A 19,005-nucleotide genomic window follows, 5' to 3' on the forward strand; every position below is an offset into this window, starting at 1 on the left:
CCGACCGTCATCGGCTGCCCGAAGACCGCACCTGCCGGGCAGGATGCATGCAGGAATTGCTATATGTTAATGTCGCAATGGATCGGCCGGCATGAGTCCGCGGCCGGTAGGAATGCGCAAGGAGCCCCCATGAGCACTGCCACCGACCACCGCACGCACCAGGACCACGTACACACCCACGGTGAGGGCTGCGGACACGTGGCCATCCCGCACGGCGACCACACCGACTACGCCCACGACGGCCACATTCACCGGGTCCACGGCGACCACGTCGACGAATGCGCCGCCGGCGGTCATGCCGCCCACGAAGACCACGACCATCAGCACGGTGAGGGGTGCGGACATGTCGCCGTCCCGCACGAGGACCACACCGACTACGTCCACGACGGTCACCGTCACGCCGTCCACGACGGGCACTGGGACGACCACTGAGGATCCGCGGCGCTGGGAATCATTGCCATATGCTAATTTGTGCATGTGGCGATGACTTCCCCTTCCCCAGCCCGTGAGCCGCTGGAGACTCTCCAGGCGGCCAGCGACCTGCTGCGCGCGCTGGCCTCACCCGTGCGCGTCGGCATCGTGCGCGAACTGGCCGGGGGCGGGAAGTACGTCCACGAACTCGTCGCCGCGCTGGGCGTGAGTCAGCCGCTGGTCTCCCAGCATCTGAGGGTGCTGCGCACCTCGCGCATAGTCACGGCCCGGCGCCAGGCCCGCGAGACCCAGTACAGCCTGACCGACGACCATGTGGCGCACATCGTGCTGGACGCCATCCGGCACGCACAGGAGTAGGCACACCGCCCGCGAAACGAGACACGTCGACGGCCGCCCGGCTTCCCGCCGGGCGGCCGTCGACGTCTTCACTGTGGTCGGCGCAGGCCCGCGATGAGGAGTGCGACCAGTTGGCGGGCGTCGTAGCGGGGATCGCTGTCCGCGCCGATGCAGAGGTTGCCGACGCCGCGCATGAGCGCGTAGGCGTCCACGTCGGTACGGATCTCCCCAGTGGAGGCCGCGGCTTCGAGCAGTTGCGTGCAGACGGGCACGAGGCGGTCGAGGAAGTAGGCGTGCAGCGTGTCGAAGCCGGAGTTGTCGGACTGCAGCACGGCGGCGAGTCCGTGCTTGGTGACCAGGAAGTCGACGAAGAGGTCGATCCACTGTCCCAGTGCGGCATGCGGGGTCGGGGCGGCCGAGAGAAGGGCCGGTCCCGCCTCGGCGCAGGCGTCGACCTGGTGCCGGTAGACGGCGATGATGAGATCCGCTCGGGTGGGGAAGTGGCGGTAGATCGTGCCCATCCCGACGCCGGCCCGGGCCGCGATATCGCGTACCGGCGCGTCCACGCCCGCGGTGACGAAGACCGCTGCGGCCGCGTCTAGCAGGGTCTCCTTGTTGCGCCGGGCGTCCGCCCGCTTGGGGCGTGCCGGGCGTGCCACGCCCTCCTCGCTGCTGTTCCCCACGCCATGTCCTCCACTGATCTGCCGGCCGGACTTGCTAAGCGGAACATCGCTCCGTATCGTTAACGGAGCAGCGTTCCGCTTATTCATCATATCCGCCATGGAGGCATACGGTCATGCAGTACCGCACCTTGGGCCGCACCGGCGTGCAGGTCAGCTCCCTCGCGCTCGGCGCGATGAACTTCGGCAGGATCGGACGTACCACTCAGGACGAGGCCACCGCCCTCGTCGATGCCGCACTCGAGGGCGGGATCAACGTCATCGACACCGCGGACATGTACAGCGCGGGCGAGTCGGAGGAGCTGGTCGGCAAAGCCATCGTCGGCCGCCGCGACGACATCGTGCTGGCCACGAAGGCGAGCATGCCGATGAGCGACGAACCCAACCACCGAGGCAGCTCACGCCGTTGGCTGGTCACCGCCCTGGACGACAGCCTGCGCCGCCTCGGCGTGGACCACGTCGACCTCTACCAGATCCACCGGTGGGACCCGACCACCAGCGACGAGGAGACGCTGTCGGCGCTGACCGACCTGCAACGCGCGGGAAAGATCCGCTACTTCGGCTCCTCGACATTCCCCGCCCACCGCATCGTGCAGGCTCAATGGGCCGCCCGCGAGCATCACTTGAGCCGCTACGTCACCGAACAGCCCAGCTACTCGATCCTCCAGCGCGGCATCGAGACCCATGTGCTGCCCGTGACCGAGCAGTACGGGCTCGGGGTGCTGGTGTGGAGCCCGCTGGCCTCGGGCTGGCTGTCGGGCGCGGTCCGCGAGGGCCGGGAGGTCACCACCAGCCGCTCCACGTTCATGCCCGACCGATTCGACCTCTCCCTCCCCGTCAACCGGGCCAGGCTGGAGGCCGTCGAGCAGCTGGCCAAGGTCGCCGACGAGGCCGGGCTGACCATGATCCAGCTCGCGCTCGGATTCGTGACCGCGCATCCCGGCGTGACGAGCGCGCTCATCGGCCCCCGCACGCTGGACCACCTGCACGCGCAACTCGCCGCCGCGGACACCGTGCTCTCCGCCGATGTGCTCGACGCGATCGATGCCATCGTCGCCCCCGGCACCGACCTCGCCCCGCACGAGAAGCACGACACCCCGCCCGCGCTGCTCGACCCGTCACTGCGACGCCGCTGATCACCCGAAGCGGCTCTTCCTCCTTGGTCGAGCGGGTCGGTGACTCCCCGCGTGGTCACCGACCGCTGCCCCCACGGTGTGGCGTGAATGTGGACGGGAACCTTGCGAGAACCTTGCTTCACTGGTGAGGGGCTCGTGCACGGTGACCTCGGGGGAGCGCATGACGGACTTTCTGCTGTTGGGCACGGTGGAGTTACGAGGCGCGGACGGCGCGGTGCTGGACGCCGGTCCGGCCAAGCAGCGCACGGTACTCGCGGCGCTGCTGGTGGATACGGGCCGCTGGGTGGCTACGGACACGCTGATCGACCGGGTCTGGGGAGAGGACCCGCCGGCCCAGGTGCGTCCCTCGCTCTACGCGCACATCGCCCGGATCCGACGGATGCTGGCGAGCACGGGTGCGCCCGTCGGCTCGGGCGAGGGCAGCCCAGTACCGCAGCTGCGGCGCGGCCCCGGCGGCTACCTGCTCGACGTACCGCCCGACCGGGTCGACGTGCACCGGTTCCGGCGCCTGCTCGAACAGGCCCGGGAGGCGGGTCGCACCGATGCCGAGCGGGTGGCGATGCTGCGTGAGGCGGTCGGGTTGTGGCGCGGTGAGCCGCTGGCCGGGCTGGCCGGTGCGTGGGCGGACCGCACCCGGGAGAGCTGGGAGCAGCAGCGTATCGAGGCGGTGCTGGCCTGGGCCGATGCCGAGTTCCGGGTGGGCCGGCACGCCAGGGTGATCGGCACGCTGACCGCTTTGGTCGCCGAGCATCCCCTGGTCGAGCCGCTCACCGTGGCGCTGATGCGGGCGCTGCAGGCCGCCGGACGCGGTCCGGAGGCCCTGGCCCGCTACACCGACCTGCAGAAGCAACTGTCCGAGGAGCTGGGGACGGACCCGGGGGCCGGGGCGCAGCGGACGCATCTGGCCATCCTGCGCGGCGAATCCGCCTCGGCGACGGCCCGTGACGCGCTGCCGTCGGCCGAGGCGGGGCCCGGTCGCCGGGCGGTCCCGGCGCAATTGCCTTTAGTCGCAAGGGGGTTCACCGGGCGGGAGGAGGAACTGGCGCGGCTGGACGGGATCCTGGCCGCAGCCGCGGAACGGCCGGCCGCGATCGTCATCTCGGCCATCGCGGGCGCGGGCGGCATCGGCAAGACCTGGCTGGCGTTGCACTGGGCACACGGCCACACCGAACACTTCCCGGACGGTCAGCTCTTCGTCGACCTGCTGGGCTTCAATCCGTCCGTGCCGCCCATGGAACCGGCCACGGCCCTGCGCGGCTTCCTGGAAACGCTGGGCGTGGCCCCGCACGCCGTGCCGTCCACGCTGCAGGGCCAGGCCGGCCTGTACCGGAGCCTGCTGGCGGACAAGCGGATGCTGGTGGTGCTGGACAACGCCGGCAGCCCGGACCAGGTCGTCCCCCTGCTGCCGGGCAACCCGGACTGCGTCGTCCTGATCACCAGCCGCCGCAGACTGACCGAACTGGTCACCCGTCACGGTGCCCGCCCCGTCGTCCTCGACCCGCTGAGCGCGGAGGAATCGCGCCGCGTCCTGGACGTGCGCCTGGGCACCGCACGGGCTGCCGCCGAGCCGGACGCCGTCGAGGAACTGCTCACCTGGTGCGGCGGATACCCCCTCGCGCTGGGCATCGTCGCCGGCCGCGCCGGCTGCACCCCACGCCTTCCCCTGGTCCGGATCGCCGCCGAACTCCGCGAGGCCACGACCAGGCTCGACGCCCTCGACGACGACACGCCCGCGGCGAGCCTGCCGAAGGTGCTGTCATGGTCGTACGACGCCCTGACCGCCGTACAGGCACGGCTGTTGGCCCTGCTGGGCCTTGCTCCCGGACCCGACATCGGGCTGTCCGCGCTCGCTTCCCTCGCCGGCCTGCCCACGCCGGAGGCCCGCGCGGCGTTGCGTGCGCTGGAGGACCTGCATCTTGTCGAGCAGCACGAGCCCGGACGCTGGCGCATGCACGACCTGGTGCGTCTCTACGCCGCCGAGCGGGGCCGGCAGGACCTCGCGGCCGATGAACGGGACGCGGCGCTGCGGCGACTGGTCGAGTTCTACCTGCACACCGCGTGCGCGACCCGCGGCCTGATGGTGCTGGAACTGGACGACGCACCTCCCCAGCTGGGCCCGCCCGGCCCCGGATGCCGGCCGCAGCAGCTGACCACGCAGGCCGAGGCGGTGCGGTGGCTCGCCGACGAACTGCCCAATCTGCTCGCCGCGCAGGAACTGGCGGCCGACCGCGGCTGGCGCCGGCTCGTGTGGCAGCTCGCATGGAGCCTGGACCACTTCCAGAGCCTGCTGGGCCATGTTCACGACCGAGTGGCGATGTGGCGGGCCGCACTCGCCGCGCTCGATCCGGACGACTCGCTCGACGTGCACGTGCGGGCCCAGTGGCGGCTCGGGCACGCCGCCGCCTATGCCGGAGCACACGAAGAGTCCGCCAAGCAACTGGAGCATGCGCTGAGCCTGGCCGAGCAGGCCGGTGATCACGGCACCCAGGCCCGCATCCACATCGCGCTGGCACAGGGGCACGGGCGCCAGGATCACCTGCGCGCGGCGCTGGACCACGCCACCCTCGCCGTACAGCTGGAGCGGGAAGCGGACCTGCCGGCGGTCAGGGCCGCCGCGCTCAACTCGGTGGGCTGGTACAGCGCCCGGCTCGGGGACTACGACCAGGCGCGCGTCCACTGTGCGGCAGCGCTGCCGTTGGCCCGCCGTATCCGGCACGAGGGCGTCGAAGCCGACATCCTCGACAGCCTCGGCTACATCGCCCACCACACCGGCCACCACGACGAAGCGGTGGGCCACTACCGGCTCGCCGTGGCCCGGTACCGCGGCATCGGCGGAGACTACTGGGCCGCCGACACGCTCGACCGCCTGGGCCACGCCTACCACACGCTCGGCAGCCCCGAACAGGCCCGCACCACCTGGCAGGAGGCAGCCGCGATGTACCGAGACCAGCACCGCCACCAGCCCGCCGAACGCGTCCAACGCCAACTCGACGCCTAAGTAGCGCCCCGAAGGGGCGCGGGGAACTGCGCGACCAGCCACGACGGCGCCGCAGCGAACCGACGGCACATCGCGGCACGTCCCGCGGAGCGCTCACGCGGCCGAGTTGTCCAGCGGCCGCAGTTCGTCCGCGTAGGAGACGGAGATCCGGCGCATCACACCGTCCGCGGTGATGTCGTACTGCCCGAGGCGCCACAGCGGCGGCGAGTACGCGTGGATCGAGACCGTGTCGTCGGTGGCGCCGGTGAGACGGTGAATGTGCTCGGGCCCGAAGCAGAACGCTCCGCCGCCTCCGACCGTGCTGGACAGGTGGCTGCCGCCGATGCGCGGGTTGGACTCGTTGAGCGCGCCCTGGACGACACGGACCGCGCCCGAGGAGATGTCGTGGTCGTGCCAGCCGGTGTCGTTCTGCCGGGTCCAGCACAGCAGCCATACGTCGACGTACTCGTCCCGGTACAGGGAGGCGTAGTGCCGCTGCTCGTCCGAGAAGGCGATCTGCTCGCGCCAGAGCTCGGGGCGGGCGGCGAGTTCGTCGACGAGGGCCCGGAGTTCGTGCTTGTCGAGCGTGCGGTCCGGGAGGGACTCGTAGGTCACGGGTGGCTCCTTTCTGTCTTTGCGTCGGCGAGGCTCATGTGCGGCCTCGCAGCAGGCGGTCCGGGTTGGTGGTGCGCAGGGCGTGGACGGCGGCGTCCGTGCCGATGTCGGGGATGACGGGCGACGCGTAGGGGCGGTCGCTGCCGTTGACGATCACGTCGATGCCGACGGCCCGGACGAGGGCGTCCACGGCGCGGGTCCCGTAGGAGGACGTCTCGTAGAAGACGTCGAAGTCGATCTCGCCGCGTCCGCCGCCCCGGGCCGCCAGCCGCTCGCCGTGCAGCGGGGCCAGACCTGCGAGGGCGGCGAAGCAGACGCGCAGGCGTGGATGGCGGGCGCGGCCGAAGGCGCGGAACGCGAACCATGACGCGTGCATCTGGTGCAGGTAGGGGACCAGCGCGGGCCACCACGGGGGCGTGTCCTGGGTGGTGGGGGCGGCACCCGGGTGAATGAACAGGGGCTTGCCGAGGCGGGTGAGGAGGTCCAGGAGCGGGGCGCACTCCTGCCAGCCCGCGGCGTCGAGCAGTGCGGTGGCGGGGAGTTGGAGGCCGACGCAGCCCCGGCGCAGCTCGTGTTCGACGGCCTCGGGGTCCGGCTCGGACAGACAGGGCGAGGCCCAGACGCCGAACGGGGCCGGGAGCGCGAGGGCGCCGTCGTGGAACGCGGTCAGCAGCTCGGTGGCCTCGGCGGGCGGCAGGTACTCGATGCCGAGCGGGCTGGAGAGGGAGACCAGCGCCAGGCCGAGCCCGTCGGCGACGGCGAGGCGGGCGCGCGCGGCGACGTCGTGATCGGCGGGGTCGACCACGTACGGCGGCTCGCCCGCGAGGTGCAGGGTGCAGCCGTCCAGACACGGCGGCGTGGTGCGGGCGCGCAGCACCTCGATGAAGGCGGGTGGCCAGATGTGCTGGTGGACGTCGATGAGCACGCTGCAGTCCTCGGGAAGCGCAGGTCGGCGGGGTTACGGCAGGGCTGTTAAGCGCTTCAGTGATGCGGTTAACTTAAGCGGTTAACCAGATGTGGTGTCAAGCGTGCGCCCACAGTGCGGACAGGGCCCGGTAGGCTTCCCGCCATGGCCAGGCCCAATAAGCGCACCACCCTCCGTGAGGTGGCCGAGGCCACGGGCCTTTCCACCGCAGCTGTCTCCTATGCCCTGCGCGGCAAGCAGGTCTCGAAGGAGACCGAGGAGCGGGTACGCAGGGCGGCGGCCGAGCTGGGCTACGAGGCCGACCCCATCGCCCGTGCCCTGGCCAGCGGCCGCACCAGCATGGTCGGAGTCCTCGCCGGCGATCTCCAGGACCTGTGGCAGCAGCAGCTGATGGCGGCCATCGGCCGGGAACTGCTGGCCAGCGACCACTACGCGTTGATCCTGGACGCGGGCGGCGACCCCGAACGCGAGCTGGCGCTCGCCAAGCAGCTGCGCGACCAGCGCGTCGACGCACTGCTCGTCTCGCCCGTCAACCCCTCGGCGGAGAGCTGGGCCGCGATCGCCGACGCACTCCCGGTGGTGGCTGTCGGGGACTCGCTGAGCCGGGCCCGCACGGCCGGGCAGGTCATCTTCGACAACCGGGCCGGCATCGACGCCGTACTGGAGTATCTGCACGGACTCGGCCACCGCCGCGTGACCGTGCTGACCCCGACCCGGCCCAGCACACCCGGCCGGCCCGCCGACGTGTACGTCCGCGAGGCGGCCGACCGGCTGGGGCTGTGGGTCGAACTGGTGCCGTGCCCGCAGGAGTTGGGCGAGGCGACGGCGGTGGCCCGGCGCGTCCTGGACGGCGACTGGTCCGCGACCGCCGTGTTCTGCTTCTCCGACTCCCTGGCGTACGGCGTGTACGGCGCGGCGGCCGAGGCCGCCCTGGAAGTGGGCCGGGACGTGTCCGTGGTCGGCTTCGACGACCACCCGGTGTCACGGGTGCTCACGCCGCCCCTGACCACGGTGGACTGGGGGCTGGCCGAGATCGCCGTGGAGGCGGCCCGGCTGACCGTCGCGGCGATCGAGGGGAAGCGGGTGCGCAGGAAGCGGATCCTGTGCGCGCCGCGGATGAGCGAGCGGGGGTCGGCGGTCCGGGTGTGAGCGGCCTCGCCCCTGCTCACCTTGTCGGCCCAACGACGGTGGACCACCGGCTTGGCTGGCCCCGGCCCGTTTTCGCCACGGCGTCAGCCGAAACCGCACAGATGATCCGAACGGAAACCGCCTAGGCTGGCCGGCATGAGCGCACATTTTGACGTGGTGGTCCTGGGCGCCGGCCCCGGGGGATATGTGGCAGCGATCAGAGCGGCCCAGCTCGGCAAGAGCGTGGCGATCGTCGAGGAGAAGTACTGGGGCGGCGTGTGCCTGAACGTGGGGTGCATCCCGTCGAAGGCGTTGCTGCGCAACGCGGAGCTGGCCCACATCTTCACCCAGGAGGCCAAGACCTTCGGCATCCAGGTGAACGGCGACGTGACCTTCGACTACGGCGCGGCCTTCACCCGCAGCCGCAAGGTGGCGGACGGACGCGTCAAGGGCGTCCACTACCTGATGAAGAAGAACAAGATCACCCAGTTCACCGGCCGCGGCACCTTCAGCGACGACCGCACCCTCCAGGTCTCCCTCACCGACGGCGGCACGGAGACCGTCACCTTCGGCCACTGCATCATCGCCGCCGGCGCCACCACGAAACTGCTGCCGGGCACCTCGCTCAGCGAGCGCGTGGTGACGTACGAGGAGCAGATCCTGTCCGACACGCTCCCGGAGAGCGTCATCATCGCGGGCGCCGGCGCCATCGGCGTCGAGTTCGCTTACGTCCTGCACAACTACGGCGTCCAGGTCACCCTCGTCGAGTTCCTCGACCGCATCGTCCCGCTGGAGGACGAGGAGGTCTCCGCGGAACTGACCCGCCGTTACAAGCGGCTCGGCATCAACGTGCTGACCTCCACCCGGGTCGAGGCGATCAACGACTCGGGCGACTCGGTCAAGGTCATGGTGACCACGGGCGGCCAGCGGCAGACACTGCAGGCCGGAAAGGTGCTCCAGGCGATCGGCTTCCAGCCGCGCGTGCAGGGCTACGGCCTGGAGAAGACAGGCGTCAAGCTCACCGACCGCGGGGCGATCGACATCGACGCCCGCTGCCGCACGAGCGTCCCGCACATCTTCGCCATCGGCGATGTGACGGCGAAGCTGATGCTCGCCCACGCCGCCGAGGCGATGGGCATCGTGGCCGCCGAGACGATCGCCGACGCCGAGACGATGGAACTCGATTACGTCATGATTCCGCGGGCGACCTACTGCCAGCCGCAGATTGCCAGCTTCGGCTGGACCGAGGCCCAGGCCCGCGAACAGGGCTACGACGTCCAGGTGGCGAAGTTCCCGTTCACCGCCAACGGCAAGTCGCATGGCCTGGGGGACACCGCGGGCTTCGTGAAGATCCTCAGCGACGCCAAGTACGGCGAACTCCTCGGCGCCCACCTGATCGGCCCCGAAGTCACCGAACTCCTCCCGGAGTTGACCCTCGCCCAGCAGTGGGACCTGACCGTCCACGAGGTCGCGCGCAACGTCCACGGCCATCCGACGCTGGGCGAGGCGGTCAAGGAGGCCATCCACGGGCTGGCCGGCCACATGATCAACATGTGACCGGGGGCGTAGGGAGGAACGGTACGACTCCGTCCTAGCGGGCGATCCCCCAGCCCATCAGGAGGGACGGCACGCCCTCAGCATCGCCGAAGGAACTGCCGTGCAGGCGGGTGACGCCCTGGGTGGACGGGCCGTCGGCGGAGCCGGGCAGCAGCCACGCCGAGCTGGGGGCGGTGTCGTCGCCCGGTGCCGACACGACGAGTTCGGCCCGGTGGTCGCCGTCGAGGTCGGTGAGGCCGACGGCCTGCCCGAAGGCGTGGTTGCGGCCCGGGTCGCCCCGGACGTCGCTCTCGTCGAGCACGCGGGCGCCGCGGCCCGTCAGTCCCTGCCGTCCGCCCAGGAAGAGCAGCACCTCCTCCGGGCCCGCCTGCGCGTACACCTCGGCCCGGGGTGCCCCGGCCACGACATCGGCGTAGCCGTCGCCGTTCACGTCGCCGGCGTCCAGGGACGTGAAGACGGCGTCCTCGTTCTGGGGTTCCTTGCCGGGCACGCCCGGGGAGTCCCGGTCGAGGGTGGTGGTCCGAGGCCCCGGGCCGTTCTCGGTGCCGTATGCCACCGTCACCGAGCTGCGGCTCGCCCGGCCGCCCCGAGGGCTGACGATCAGGTCGCCGTAGCCGTCCGCGTCCACGTCGCCGACCGTGGCCGTCGCCCCGGTGGGGACGTGCGTGGCGTCGGGCCGCGCGAAGCCGTCGCGGCCGCCCCGCAGGTAACTGCCGGACCAGTGCAGGTCGGACCACCCTTCCTCGCCGCCGGTGTCGTCGTCGTGGAAGCTCACCAGATCGTCGATGCCGTCGCCGTTGAGGTCCCCGGCGACGAGATCCCGGTACGCCGCCTCGCGCGCGAAGTCGGCAGGCATCCGCGGTGCGGGCACCGGACCGGTTCCGGCGGGAGTGCCGTCCCGCCGGAACGGGCCCTTCAACAGCCCCTTGTCGGAGCCGAGTCCGAACACGAGGTCGGCGTGCCCGTCACCGTCGAAGTCACCGGCGGCGAGCTGCTCCTCGAGGAGGGGCTCCTGCACTCCGGGCACATGGCTGCCGTCCGTCCCCGGCACCCGTGCGGCGCGCGTCAGCCCTTGCGGTGAGCCCCACATGACGATCACGCGGGCGCCGTCCCCTTCGAACACGGAGGCCGCGAGGTCGGTGTAGCCGTCGTCGTCGAAGTCCCGGGCCACCGCGTCGGACCCGAACATCGCCTCGTCGCGCGCCGTGCCGGGTATGCCGGGGTCGTTCTGCGTGAGGTACTGGCACCGCTCCAGGCCCGTCCCGGAACCCGAGCCGTACGCCACCTGGATGCTCCCGCCGAGGTATCCGTTCTCGACGTCTCCCGGGCCCGCGGTGAAGGCCATGTCGGGGTGGCCGTCGCCGTCGAAGTCGGGTGTGGGGGAGGCGGCGGCGGGCGGCTTGGCGCGCGCGGTCCCGTCGAGGGGTGCGGTGCCGCCGACGGTGGTCCGGCAGGCGTGCGGCGCGGCGATCTCCGGCGGCTCGTCGTCCGCGAGTACGGACCCCACGACCAGCACCACCGCCAGACCTGCCGCACCGCCCCCGATCGCCAACTGCCGTTTGCCGATACGTCCCCGCACGCGCCCCTCCTGTTCGCCTCACGCGTCCCGTAAGCGCAAGAACGCCTCAGCGGCGGCCGCGGTTCCACACAGTCGCATCGCGGCGCCTGCGTCGGCGCGACGTCAACGCCCATCTCCCGGGAAGGCCAACGGCTCGTCATCGTGGCCTCAGTCCGGAGACTTGAGCATCTCCTGAAGGATGCGCTGCAGCTCGGTGCGGTCCCGCGGGGTGATCCTCGCCAGCCTGCGGTCGAACTCCGCCGCAAGCGCTGAGAGCGCGCGGTCACGTGCCGCCTCGCCCTCGGCAGTCAGTATGAGCCGATGCCGCCGCAGGTCCTCGTCGTCGATCTCGCGCCGGATGAACCCCTTTGCGACGAGGTTGCGGACGTAGACCGTCACGCTCGCTTTAGGGATCATCAGCGCCGCCGCGAGTTCGGCAGGGTATGGCGACGCGGCCACCTCGGCCAGAACGAAGAACTCCTTCGTCTCCAGCCCGAGCGCGGCCAGTTCGGCGCCGCAGGCATCCATCACGACGCTCAGCAGACGGTGGTTGAGCGTCCACAGCTGTGCCCCGTCGACCGCCACGCAAGCCTCCATCTGGTGGTACAGTTCTGAATTAGTTCGAAACTGTACCAGAGTGCGTTTCGTACTGGACCGTTATGGAACAAGCACCGACCCGAAAGGTGTCATCAGTTGCTTCAGCACATCACGATCCCGCGTGGGCCGATCGATCTCGCGGCCGACCTCTACCTGCCCGACAGCATCGACGGCGCGGCGCCGCTGCGCGCCGTGGTGCTCTCCACGCCCGGCAGCAGCGTGAAGGAGCAGATCGGCGCGAACTACGCATCCCGCCTCGCCGTCCGCGGCATCGCGGCGCTCGTGTTCGACCCCGCCCATCAAGGTCAGAGCGGCGGAGAGCCCCGCGACCTCGAAGACCCCTACCGCCGCGGTGAGGACATCTCCTACGCGATCGACGCGCTCAGCGTGATCCCCGGCATCGACCCGGAACGCATCGGCGTCCTCGGTATCTGCGCCGGCGGAGGCTACGCAGTGCACACGGCCCGTACGGACCACCGCATCAAGGCGGTCGGCACGGTCGTCCCCGGCAACATGGGCACGTCGTTCCGCGGCTTCCAGCCGGACGGCGCGGTGGCCGCACTCGACACCATGGCCGACGCGCGCATCGAAGAGACCCGCTCCGGCGAGCTGACCCGTGTGAACTGGCTGCCCGACACCTTGGCGGAAGCCGCAGCAGTCGGGCTGACCGATATCGACACGACCCAGGCCATCACCTACTACCGCACGGAGCGGGGCAGGAGCGAACACTCCACGAACCGCCGCCTCTCGCGCGGCGACTCGCTGCTGCTGGGCTACGACGCGTATCACCTGGTCGACCAGCTCATGACCCAGCCCCTGCAGGTCATCCTCGCCGGCCGCATCGGCAACACCGGCTCCTACGAGTCCGGCATGCAGCTGTGGAAGCTGGCCCCCAACCCGGTCGACCTCATGGTGATCGACGGCGCCGGCCACTACGAGATGTACGACGAGCCTGCGTACGTCGATGCCGCTGTCGACCGGCTCGTCACCTTCTACTCGAACAACCTGTAAATCATCCAGCCGCAGTCGCCTTGCCCTGCACCAGGTGCCTACCACCTGATACGACCGGCTTCCGGCCCTTCTCAGGACCAGTCGCCGGCCGTGTCTGTCAGGACGATGGCGTCGCCGCTGTGGCGGGCGGGAAGGTGGGAGGGACGTAGATCGGGGGCTCCGCTTCGTAGTAGCAGCGTGCGATCTCGTCGTCGTCGCCCTGGATGGAGCAGTAGTCCGGGAAGCTGTCGGCATCCCATGAGTCGTCGTTCAGTTCCAGGCGGAGCTCGAGCCCTGACGTCCAGTCCCCTGCGCACGACGTTCCCGCCATGCAGGTGTACGTCCCGGTGGTGGTCGAGGTGGCGCAGTCGTCCTCGTCGTCCGAGGTGCAAGTGTCCGTGTCCACGGAGACGCGCGTCGTGTCATGGCGCACGTACAGCTTCGACTTGATGCTCTTGATGTCCGGATCGCATTCGACGCGTCCGTCGGCCTCGGCTTCGACCTTGGTCAGGGTGTACTCCTTCCAGAGCGGAAGCCGACGAAGGGTGTCGTAGGCGTCGTCCAGCCGCCCGCGTCTCCGGGAGGCGAAACGACATGAGTAGGGACGTCTCACAAGGTCGTCCTCCACGTTCGAGTTCTCCTCCTCGGCCCTGACCGTGGAGCGAGCTCGGCGGCGGCTCGAGAAGTAGGACACTTTTCGTCCTAGATGCACCCTAGCGTCGGCTCCTCGGCAGGAAAGTCTGCTGACCCCATCGAGAGGGAGCCCCCATGACGATTCTGGTGACCGGCGGGACGGGAACTCTGGGCCGTCACATCGTGGAGCGATTGCTCCGCACGGGCCGGACGGTCCGCGTGCTGACCCGCGATGCCGGCGCCGCCCGACTGCCGCAGGACGTCGAGGTGGTGGAGGGCGACGTGACCCAGCCGGCATCACTGGCTGCGGCGCTGGACGGCGTCGGCGCCATGCACCTGCTCGGCGCCACCGGGGCGGACCACACACCGTTGCGGACGGGAGGCGAGATCCTGGCGATGGCATACCAAGCGGGCGTGCGCCGGATCACCGTCCTGTCGCCCGGCGACGGGCAGGAGCTGGACGATGCGGTGCGTGGAAGTGACCTGGAGTGGACGTTCCTTTGGCCGATCGACCTGATGGCAAACACCTTGGCATGGGCCGACACGATCCGAGCCGAAGGGCGGGTGTGCGAGCCGTACGGGGACCGGCGTACCGCCTCAGTGCACGAGGAGGACGTCGCTGACGTCGTCAGCGCCGTCCTGACCGACGGCGGGCACGCCGGCCGCAGCTATGTCCTGACCGGACCCGAGCCACTCACCCCTGCAGACAAGGCCGCCACCCTCGCGGTGGCGACCGGCCGCGGGATCCACTTCACGCACCTGACGGACGACCAGGCGCGCGAGAGGTGGCGGGCAGAGGGGTGGCCGGAGGAGGGCATCGACTTCATGCTGCGTATGTGGGCGACGGCGCCCCCCACAGTGGCCGATGTGACGTCTTCGGTGGAGCGTGTCACCGGCTGCCCTCCGAGGAGTTTCGCGCAGTGGGCCACCGCACACGCCGAGGTGTTCCACGGCATCCACGCCGACGGCCTCGCCGCGCCCCTGAAGACCGTGAGCGCCTGAAGTGACCGTCCCGTCACCCGGCATCCGCCGGCAGCGGGACGTCGAAGGCGTTGAGTATCACGGAGATGCTGGAGTACTGCGCGATCAGGAAGACGAGTTCCGCCGTCCCCTGCTCGCCGAAGGACTCGATCGCGCAGCGGTAGAGCGCTCCCGGAAGCGGCGCGCCCGCGTGGAGGCTCGCTGCCACATCGTGAGCGACCAGTTCCTCCGGCGTCAGAGCCGACGGCCGTTGTCCGGCGACCAGAGCTGCGACGACGCTCTCGGACAGGCCGACCGCCAACGCGACTCGGCTGTGCGAATAGAGTTCGTAGGCCGCGCCGTACCGTGAACCGACGGTGAGGATTGCTACTTCGCGCACGCGCGGCGCGAGCACGCTGCCGCTGGTGACGGTCGTGAACCACTCCAGCAGGGGCCGGGCAAGGCCGGGAAAGCGCAGCATCACGGGGAACGGGCCGATCAGCGCGCCGTTCTCGTCCGTCGCGGTGAAGGGTGTCCGCAGCCCGTCCATCATCCGCCGGACATGCTCGTCGAGCACGCGCTGCTCGTCCGAGAGGGCACTTGGCTCGATGGCGGGCATCCTCATGGCTTCCTCCTGCGAAGTGGACCTGCCGACCACCATCCGTCGACGTGATGTCGTAAAGTACACCGGCTAGTGTGATTTTAGGAATGGTGAGTGCGCCGCGGCTCATGGCGTGCCCGCGTACTGCCTGCGCAGAGGTGGGCGGCCTCGTAGTTCTCACGGCGGAGGGCAGCGGTGAGCCGTACTTGAATCTCAGTAGGCGGATTGCCGCAGCACCGATGACGACTCGGAATGGTGCTTGTCGGGAGGCTGATGGGGTTCCCGACACGAGATACGGAGACTCCTTCGATGGCGACCTTCTTGTACCAACTGGGCCAACGGGCCTTCCGACGGCGTCGGTTGGTGGCCCTGCTGTGGGTGGCTGTGCTGGCTGTCGTCGGCATGGGTGCCCTCAGCGCCGCGGAAGCCCCTGACGATTCGTCGTCGATGCCGGGGATCGAGTCCCAGAAGGCGTTCGACCTCATCAACGAGCGGTTCCCCGGCAGTGAGGCGAACGGCGCGAGTGCCCGGATCGTCTTCGTCGCGCCGGACGGCCAGAAGATCACCGCGATGGGCCATCGGTCGGCCGTCGACCGGTTCCTGACGGAGGCGGCCGACGGGCCACAGGTCGCCGACGTGTCGAGCCCGTTCGACGGGCCGGGGCTGAGCAAGGACAAGAGCACGGCCTACGCCACGGTCACGTACGAGACCAAGGACGACGAACTCACCGATGCGAGCAAGAAGGAACTGGAGGGGGCCATCGAGGAGGTTCGCGACACCGGCCTGACCGTCGAGGTCGGCGGAAGCGCGCTGGCCACCGAGGCTCCCGCCGGAATGGGCGAGATCGTCGGCGTCCTCGTCGCGGCGGTCGTACTGCTGATCACCTTCGGCTCCTTGGCCGCGGCAGGGCTTACGCTGACCACCGCCGTCATCGGCGTCAGCATCAGCCTGGCTGGGATCACCGCTCTCGCCAACGCCTTCGGACTGTCCTCGACCAGTGGCGAGTTGGCCATGATGCTCGGCCTCGCGGTCGGTATCGACTATTCCCTGTTCGTGGTCTCCCGCTACCGGGAGGAACGGGCGAAGGGGAGTGGTCCGGAGGAGGCCGTCGGTCTGGCCGTGGGCACCGCTGGTTCCGCGGTCGTCTTCGCCGGCCTCACGGTCGTCATCGCGCTGGCCGGGCTCTCGGTGGTCGGTGTACCGATGCTGACGAAGATGGGGCTGTCCGCCGCAGGCACGGTCGTTGTCGGCGTACTGATCGCGCTCACTCTGGTTCCCGCACTGCTCGGCTTCTGTCCGAACGCCGTCCTTGCCCGTCAGACCCGTAGGGGCCGGGCCCGCACGTCCGAGCGCGGCACGCGCATCCCCAGGATCAGGATCCGCCGTCGCGGCCGGTACCTGAGCAGGAGTCAGGAACACGGCGAGAGCCAGGCACCCGGCACGAACCGGGAGCCCCGCAAGCGCGAGGCGACCGGAAGCTGGAGCGTCCGCTGGGCGAGTTTCGTCCTGCGACGGCCCGCAGCGGTCCTGCTCGTCACCGTCGTCGGCCTGGGCGCTCTCGCCGTGCCTGCCCTGGATCTGCGGCTGGGCATGCCGGGTGACGAGGCCAAGCCCACCTCGACCACTGAGCGCCGTGCCTACGACGCCCTCGCGGAGGGTTTCGGCCCCGGCTTCAACGGTCCGCTGACGATCGTCGTGGACGCGCGGGACGCCGATGACCCGAAGGCCGCGGTGGAGACGGTCGCCGAGAGGATCGGCGCCACCAAGGGCGTCGTATCGGTCTCCCCGGCCCAGTTCAACGAGGCCAAGGACACCGCGGTGCTGTCTGCCACCCCCTCCACCGCTCCCACCAGCGAACAGACCAAGAATCTCGTCCACACCATCCGCGATGAGCGCTCGGCGACGGAGACCGAGACCGGTGCCACCTTCGAGGTCACCGGCACCACGGCGTTGAACATCGACATCGCCAAGAAGATGCAGGACGCGCTGATCCCCTACCTCGTGGTCGTCGTGGGCCTGGCCTTCCTCCTGTTGCTGGTGGTCTTCCGCTCCCTGCTGGTGCCCCTCAAGGCGGCTCTCGGCTTCCTCCTGTCGGTTCTCGCGTCCTTCGGTGCCGTGGTCACGGTCTTCCAGCACGGCCACGGGGCCAGTCTCCTCGGAGTCGACCAGACCGGGCCGATCATGAGCCTGATGCCGATCTTCCTGGTGGGCATCGTCTTCGGACTCGCCATGGACTACCAGGTGTTCCTGGTGTCACGGATGCGCGAGGCCTACGTCCACGGGGAAGGGGCCGGCCAGGCGGTCGTCGCCGGCTTCCGCCACAGCGGCCGGATCGTGGTGGCGGCCGCGCTGATCATGATGGCCGTGTTCTCGGGCTTCATGACGGCCGGCGATTCCATGGTCAAGATGGTCGGCTTCGGCCTCGCCACCGCTGTGCTGTTCGACGCGATCGTCGTCCGGATGGTCCTGGTTCCCGCTGTGCTCGCGCTGCTGGGCAAGCGGGCCTGGTGGCTCCCCGGCCGGCTGGACCGACTTCTGCCGCGGGTGGACATCGAGGGCGAGGCCCTCAACCGCCGGGCCGCTGGACTCCCTGCCCCGACCGGCGAATCACACCAGGACATGGTGCGTGTCTGACCGACAGGCCAGAGGGGAGGGGCCCCATGCCGGACATGGGGCCCCTCCCCGCTCCACCCCCAGCGGAGAGACTCATGCGCGCGACTTGGCGGCGGTACGCCGGCCGACACCCCCGGCTCGTCGAGGCGGGATTCCTGCTGCTGGTGTACGCGGCCACCAGCAACCAGTACAACGAAGGAGGGCAAGGCCGGTGGCCCGGGCTTCTCTTCGCCACTGCCGCGTGTCTTTCGCTGCTGTGGCGGCGCAGCCATCCGGGCGCGGTCGTCGCGGTCACCTCGGTCTGCGCCGCGATCTCCGGCAGCATCGGCCATCTGATCAGCCCTCTCCTGCTGCTCCCCGTGATCGTGGCGCTCTACGAACTCACCCTGCGCACCCCGCAGAAGACCGCGCACGCCTACGGCACCGCCGTGATCGCGCTGATCGTCCTGACGGCCCTTCTCTCCGACGACAACAACCAGCCCTGGGGACTCAAGACGGTCAGTCCCGCCTTCTGGATCATGCTTCCGGTCGTTCAGGGCTCGGCGGTCCGGGCAAGGCGGGCCTACCTGGAAGCCGTTCACACACGAGCCGAGCACGCCGAACGTACGCGGGAGGAGGAGGCACGCCACCGTGTCGCCGAGGAGCGGATCCGCATCGCCCGCGAACTCCACGATGTCGTCGCCCATCACATGGCCCTGGCCAATGCGCAGGCCGCCACCGCGGCGCACCTCGCCCGAACCCGACCGGAGCAGGCGCAGACGATTCTTGCCGAGCTCGGCACCACGACCTCATCGGCGCTGCGCGAACTCCAGGCCACCGTCGGCCTTCTGCGCCAGTCCGACGACGCCGAGGATCCCCTGGAGCCGAGTCCCGGGCTTGGGCGTCTACCCGAGTTGGCATCCGCTTTCGGTGCCGCCGGACTCACCGTCCTCGTCACGGTGCACGGCGAGGCACTGTCCTTGTCACCCGGAGTGGACCTGACCGCGTTCCGGATCGTGCAGGAAGCGCTGACCAACGTGGCCAAGCACGCCGGTGCGAGCACGGCCCGAGTCGAACTCGCCTACACCGCCGACCGTCTGACCCTGACCGTCAGCGACGACGGCGGCACCGTCCCGCGCGCACCTGCCCCCAGCGGCGGGTTCGGCCTCATCGGAATGCAGGAACGCGCACAGTCTGCCGGCGGCCGTCTCCAGGCAGGGCACCGACCTGAAGGCGGCTTCGCCGTCACCGCTCACCTGCCCATTCACGCCTGACTCCGGAAAGACCC

17 protein-coding genes are annotated in these 19,005 nt (G+C 70.2%); 10 read left to right on the forward strand and 7 right to left on the reverse strand.

The annotated features are described in order from the left end of the window. The first annotated feature begins 129 nt into the window (after positions 1-129). Together KCH48_RS03840 and KCH48_RS03845 are read left to right on the forward strand one after the other, a co-directional pair. Positions 130-432 (forward strand): hypothetical protein, encoded by a 303-nt coding sequence (locus KCH48_RS03840; RefSeq protein ID WP_210570393.1) that lies wholly within the window; start codon positions 130-132, stop codon positions 430-432. Positions 433-483: 51 nt separating this feature from the next. Further along, the gene (locus KCH48_RS03845; RefSeq protein ID WP_210570395.1) at positions 484-789 is read left to right on the forward strand and encodes a helix-turn-helix transcriptional regulator; all 306 of its coding nucleotides are present in this window, start codon (positions 484-486) and stop codon (positions 787-789) included. Positions 790-857: 68 nt separating this feature from the next. Here KCH48_RS03845 and KCH48_RS03850 read toward each other — a convergent pair whose 3' ends face one another. After that, a complete protein-coding gene (locus KCH48_RS03850) occupies positions 858-1,451 on the reverse strand; it encodes a TetR/AcrR family transcriptional regulator (RefSeq protein WP_307840787.1) in 594 nt (197 codons plus the stop codon). A 113-nt stretch (positions 1,452-1,564) separates the two neighbouring features. On the opposite strand from KCH48_RS03850, the gene KCH48_RS03855 reads away from it, so the two are divergent. After that, positions 1,565-2,584, forward strand: coding sequence for an aldo/keto reductase (locus tag KCH48_RS03855; protein ID WP_210570397.1), 1,020 nt, complete (start codon positions 1,565-1,567; stop codon positions 2,582-2,584). A 160-nt stretch (positions 2,585-2,744) separates the two neighbouring features. Next, the gene (locus tag KCH48_RS03860; RefSeq protein WP_210570399.1) at positions 2,745-5,582 is read left to right on the forward strand and encodes a BTAD domain-containing putative transcriptional regulator; all 2,838 of its coding nucleotides are present in this window, start codon (positions 2,745-2,747) and stop codon (positions 5,580-5,582) included. 93 nt (positions 5,583-5,675) lie between these two features. On the opposite strand, the gene KCH48_RS03865 is transcribed toward KCH48_RS03860, so the two are convergent. After that, positions 5,676-6,176, reverse strand: coding sequence for a cysteine dioxygenase family protein (locus tag KCH48_RS03865; protein ID WP_210570403.1), 501 nt, complete (start codon positions 6,174-6,176; stop codon positions 5,676-5,678). Between the two features lie 34 nt (positions 6,177-6,210). Next, positions 6,211-7,101, reverse strand: a complete 891-nt coding sequence (locus KCH48_RS03870) for an amidohydrolase family protein (RefSeq protein ID WP_210570405.1) — start codon at positions 7,099-7,101, stop codon at positions 6,211-6,213. 144 nt (positions 7,102-7,245) lie between these two features. Between KCH48_RS03870 and KCH48_RS03875 the strand changes: the two genes are divergently transcribed. Both KCH48_RS03875 and lpdA read left to right on the forward strand, forming a co-directional pair. Next, positions 7,246-8,250 (forward strand): LacI family DNA-binding transcriptional regulator, encoded by a 1,005-nt coding sequence (locus KCH48_RS03875; protein WP_210570406.1) that lies wholly within the window; start codon positions 7,246-7,248, stop codon positions 8,248-8,250. Positions 8,251-8,385: 135 nt separating this feature from the next. After that, positions 8,386-9,786 carry a dihydrolipoyl dehydrogenase gene (lpdA, locus tag KCH48_RS03880; protein ID WP_210570409.1) on the forward strand — a complete coding sequence of 467 codons (1,401 nt, stop codon included), beginning with the start codon at positions 8,386-8,388 and terminating at the stop codon, positions 9,784-9,786. A 34-nt stretch (positions 9,787-9,820) separates the two neighbouring features. Here lpdA and KCH48_RS03885 read toward each other — a convergent pair whose 3' ends face one another. After that, on the reverse strand, positions 9,821-11,365 hold the full coding sequence (locus KCH48_RS03885; protein ID WP_307840788.1) for an FG-GAP and VCBS repeat-containing protein: 1,545 nt from the start codon (positions 11,363-11,365) through the stop codon (positions 9,821-9,823). A 147-nt stretch (positions 11,366-11,512) separates the two neighbouring features. Further along, positions 11,513-11,929 (reverse strand): MarR family winged helix-turn-helix transcriptional regulator, encoded by a 417-nt coding sequence (locus KCH48_RS03890; protein ID WP_210570411.1) that lies wholly within the window; start codon positions 11,927-11,929, stop codon positions 11,513-11,515. A 108-nt stretch (positions 11,930-12,037) separates the two neighbouring features. Here KCH48_RS03890 and KCH48_RS03895 point away from each other — a divergent pair, with 108 nt between their 5' ends. After that, complete coding sequence (locus KCH48_RS03895) at positions 12,038-12,952, forward strand: alpha/beta hydrolase (protein ID WP_210570413.1); 915 nt, start codon at positions 12,038-12,040, stop codon at positions 12,950-12,952. A 97-nt stretch (positions 12,953-13,049) separates the two neighbouring features. On the opposite strand, the gene KCH48_RS03900 is transcribed toward KCH48_RS03895, so the two are convergent. Continuing rightward, positions 13,050-13,625 carry a hypothetical protein gene (locus tag KCH48_RS03900; RefSeq protein ID WP_210570414.1) on the reverse strand — a complete coding sequence of 192 codons (576 nt, stop codon included), beginning with the start codon at positions 13,623-13,625 and terminating at the stop codon, positions 13,050-13,052. Between the two features lie 74 nt (positions 13,626-13,699). Here KCH48_RS03900 and KCH48_RS03905 point away from each other — a divergent pair, with 74 nt between their 5' ends. Then, positions 13,700-14,566 carry an NAD(P)H-binding protein gene (locus KCH48_RS03905; protein WP_210570416.1) on the forward strand — a complete coding sequence of 289 codons (867 nt, stop codon included), beginning with the start codon at positions 13,700-13,702 and terminating at the stop codon, positions 14,564-14,566. 13 nt (positions 14,567-14,579) lie between these two features. Here the strand turns inward: KCH48_RS03905 and KCH48_RS03910 are convergent, their stop codons facing one another. Further along, positions 14,580-15,149 (reverse strand): carboxymuconolactone decarboxylase family protein, encoded by a 570-nt coding sequence (locus tag KCH48_RS03910; protein ID WP_210570418.1) that lies wholly within the window; start codon positions 15,147-15,149, stop codon positions 14,580-14,582. 285 nt (positions 15,150-15,434) lie between these two features. Between KCH48_RS03910 and KCH48_RS03915 the strand changes: the two genes are divergently transcribed. Both KCH48_RS03915 and KCH48_RS03920 read left to right on the forward strand, forming a co-directional pair. Further along, positions 15,435-17,759 (forward strand): MMPL family transporter, encoded by a 2,325-nt coding sequence (locus tag KCH48_RS03915; RefSeq protein WP_210570419.1) that lies wholly within the window; start codon positions 15,435-15,437, stop codon positions 17,757-17,759. A 74-nt stretch (positions 17,760-17,833) separates the two neighbouring features. Next, positions 17,834-18,991 (forward strand): sensor histidine kinase, encoded by a 1,158-nt coding sequence (locus KCH48_RS03920; protein WP_210570420.1) that lies wholly within the window; start codon positions 17,834-17,836, stop codon positions 18,989-18,991. Positions 18,992-19,005: the final 14 nt, after the last annotated feature.

Origin of the sequence: Streptomyces sp. GESEQ-4 (genome assembly GCF_017948455.1) — a bacterium.
Taxonomy (GTDB): Bacteria; Actinomycetota; Actinomycetes; order Streptomycetales; family Streptomycetaceae; genus Streptomyces.

Excerpts from the sequence above, each read along its gene's own strand:
- KCH48_RS03910 (WP_210570418.1), bottom strand. The coding sequence starts at position 15,149 with ATGAGGATGCCCGCCATCGAGCCAAGTGCCCTCTCGGACGAGCAGCGC.
- lpdA (WP_210570409.1), top strand. The coding sequence starts at position 8,386 with ATGAGCGCACATTTTGACGTGGTGGTCCTGGGCGCCGGCCCCGGGGGA.
- KCH48_RS03920 (WP_210570420.1), top strand. The coding sequence starts at position 17,834 with ATGCGCGCGACTTGGCGGCGGTACGCCGGCCGACACCCCCGGCTCGTC.
- KCH48_RS03915 (WP_210570419.1), top strand. The coding sequence starts at position 15,435 with ATGGCGACCTTCTTGTACCAACTGGGCCAACGGGCCTTCCGACGGCGT.
- KCH48_RS03840 (WP_210570393.1), top strand. The coding sequence starts at position 130 with ATGAGCACTGCCACCGACCACCGCACGCACCAGGACCACGTACACACC.
- KCH48_RS03855 (WP_210570397.1), top strand. The coding sequence starts at position 1,565 with ATGCAGTACCGCACCTTGGGCCGCACCGGCGTGCAGGTCAGCTCCCTC.
- KCH48_RS03875 (WP_210570406.1), top strand. The coding sequence starts at position 7,246 with ATGGCCAGGCCCAATAAGCGCACCACCCTCCGTGAGGTGGCCGAGGCC.
- KCH48_RS03845 (WP_210570395.1), top strand. The coding sequence starts at position 484 with ATGACTTCCCCTTCCCCAGCCCGTGAGCCGCTGGAGACTCTCCAGGCG.
- KCH48_RS03860 (WP_210570399.1), top strand. The coding sequence starts at position 2,745 with ATGACGGACTTTCTGCTGTTGGGCACGGTGGAGTTACGAGGCGCGGAC.
- KCH48_RS03905 (WP_210570416.1), top strand. The coding sequence starts at position 13,700 with ATGACGATTCTGGTGACCGGCGGGACGGGAACTCTGGGCCGTCACATC.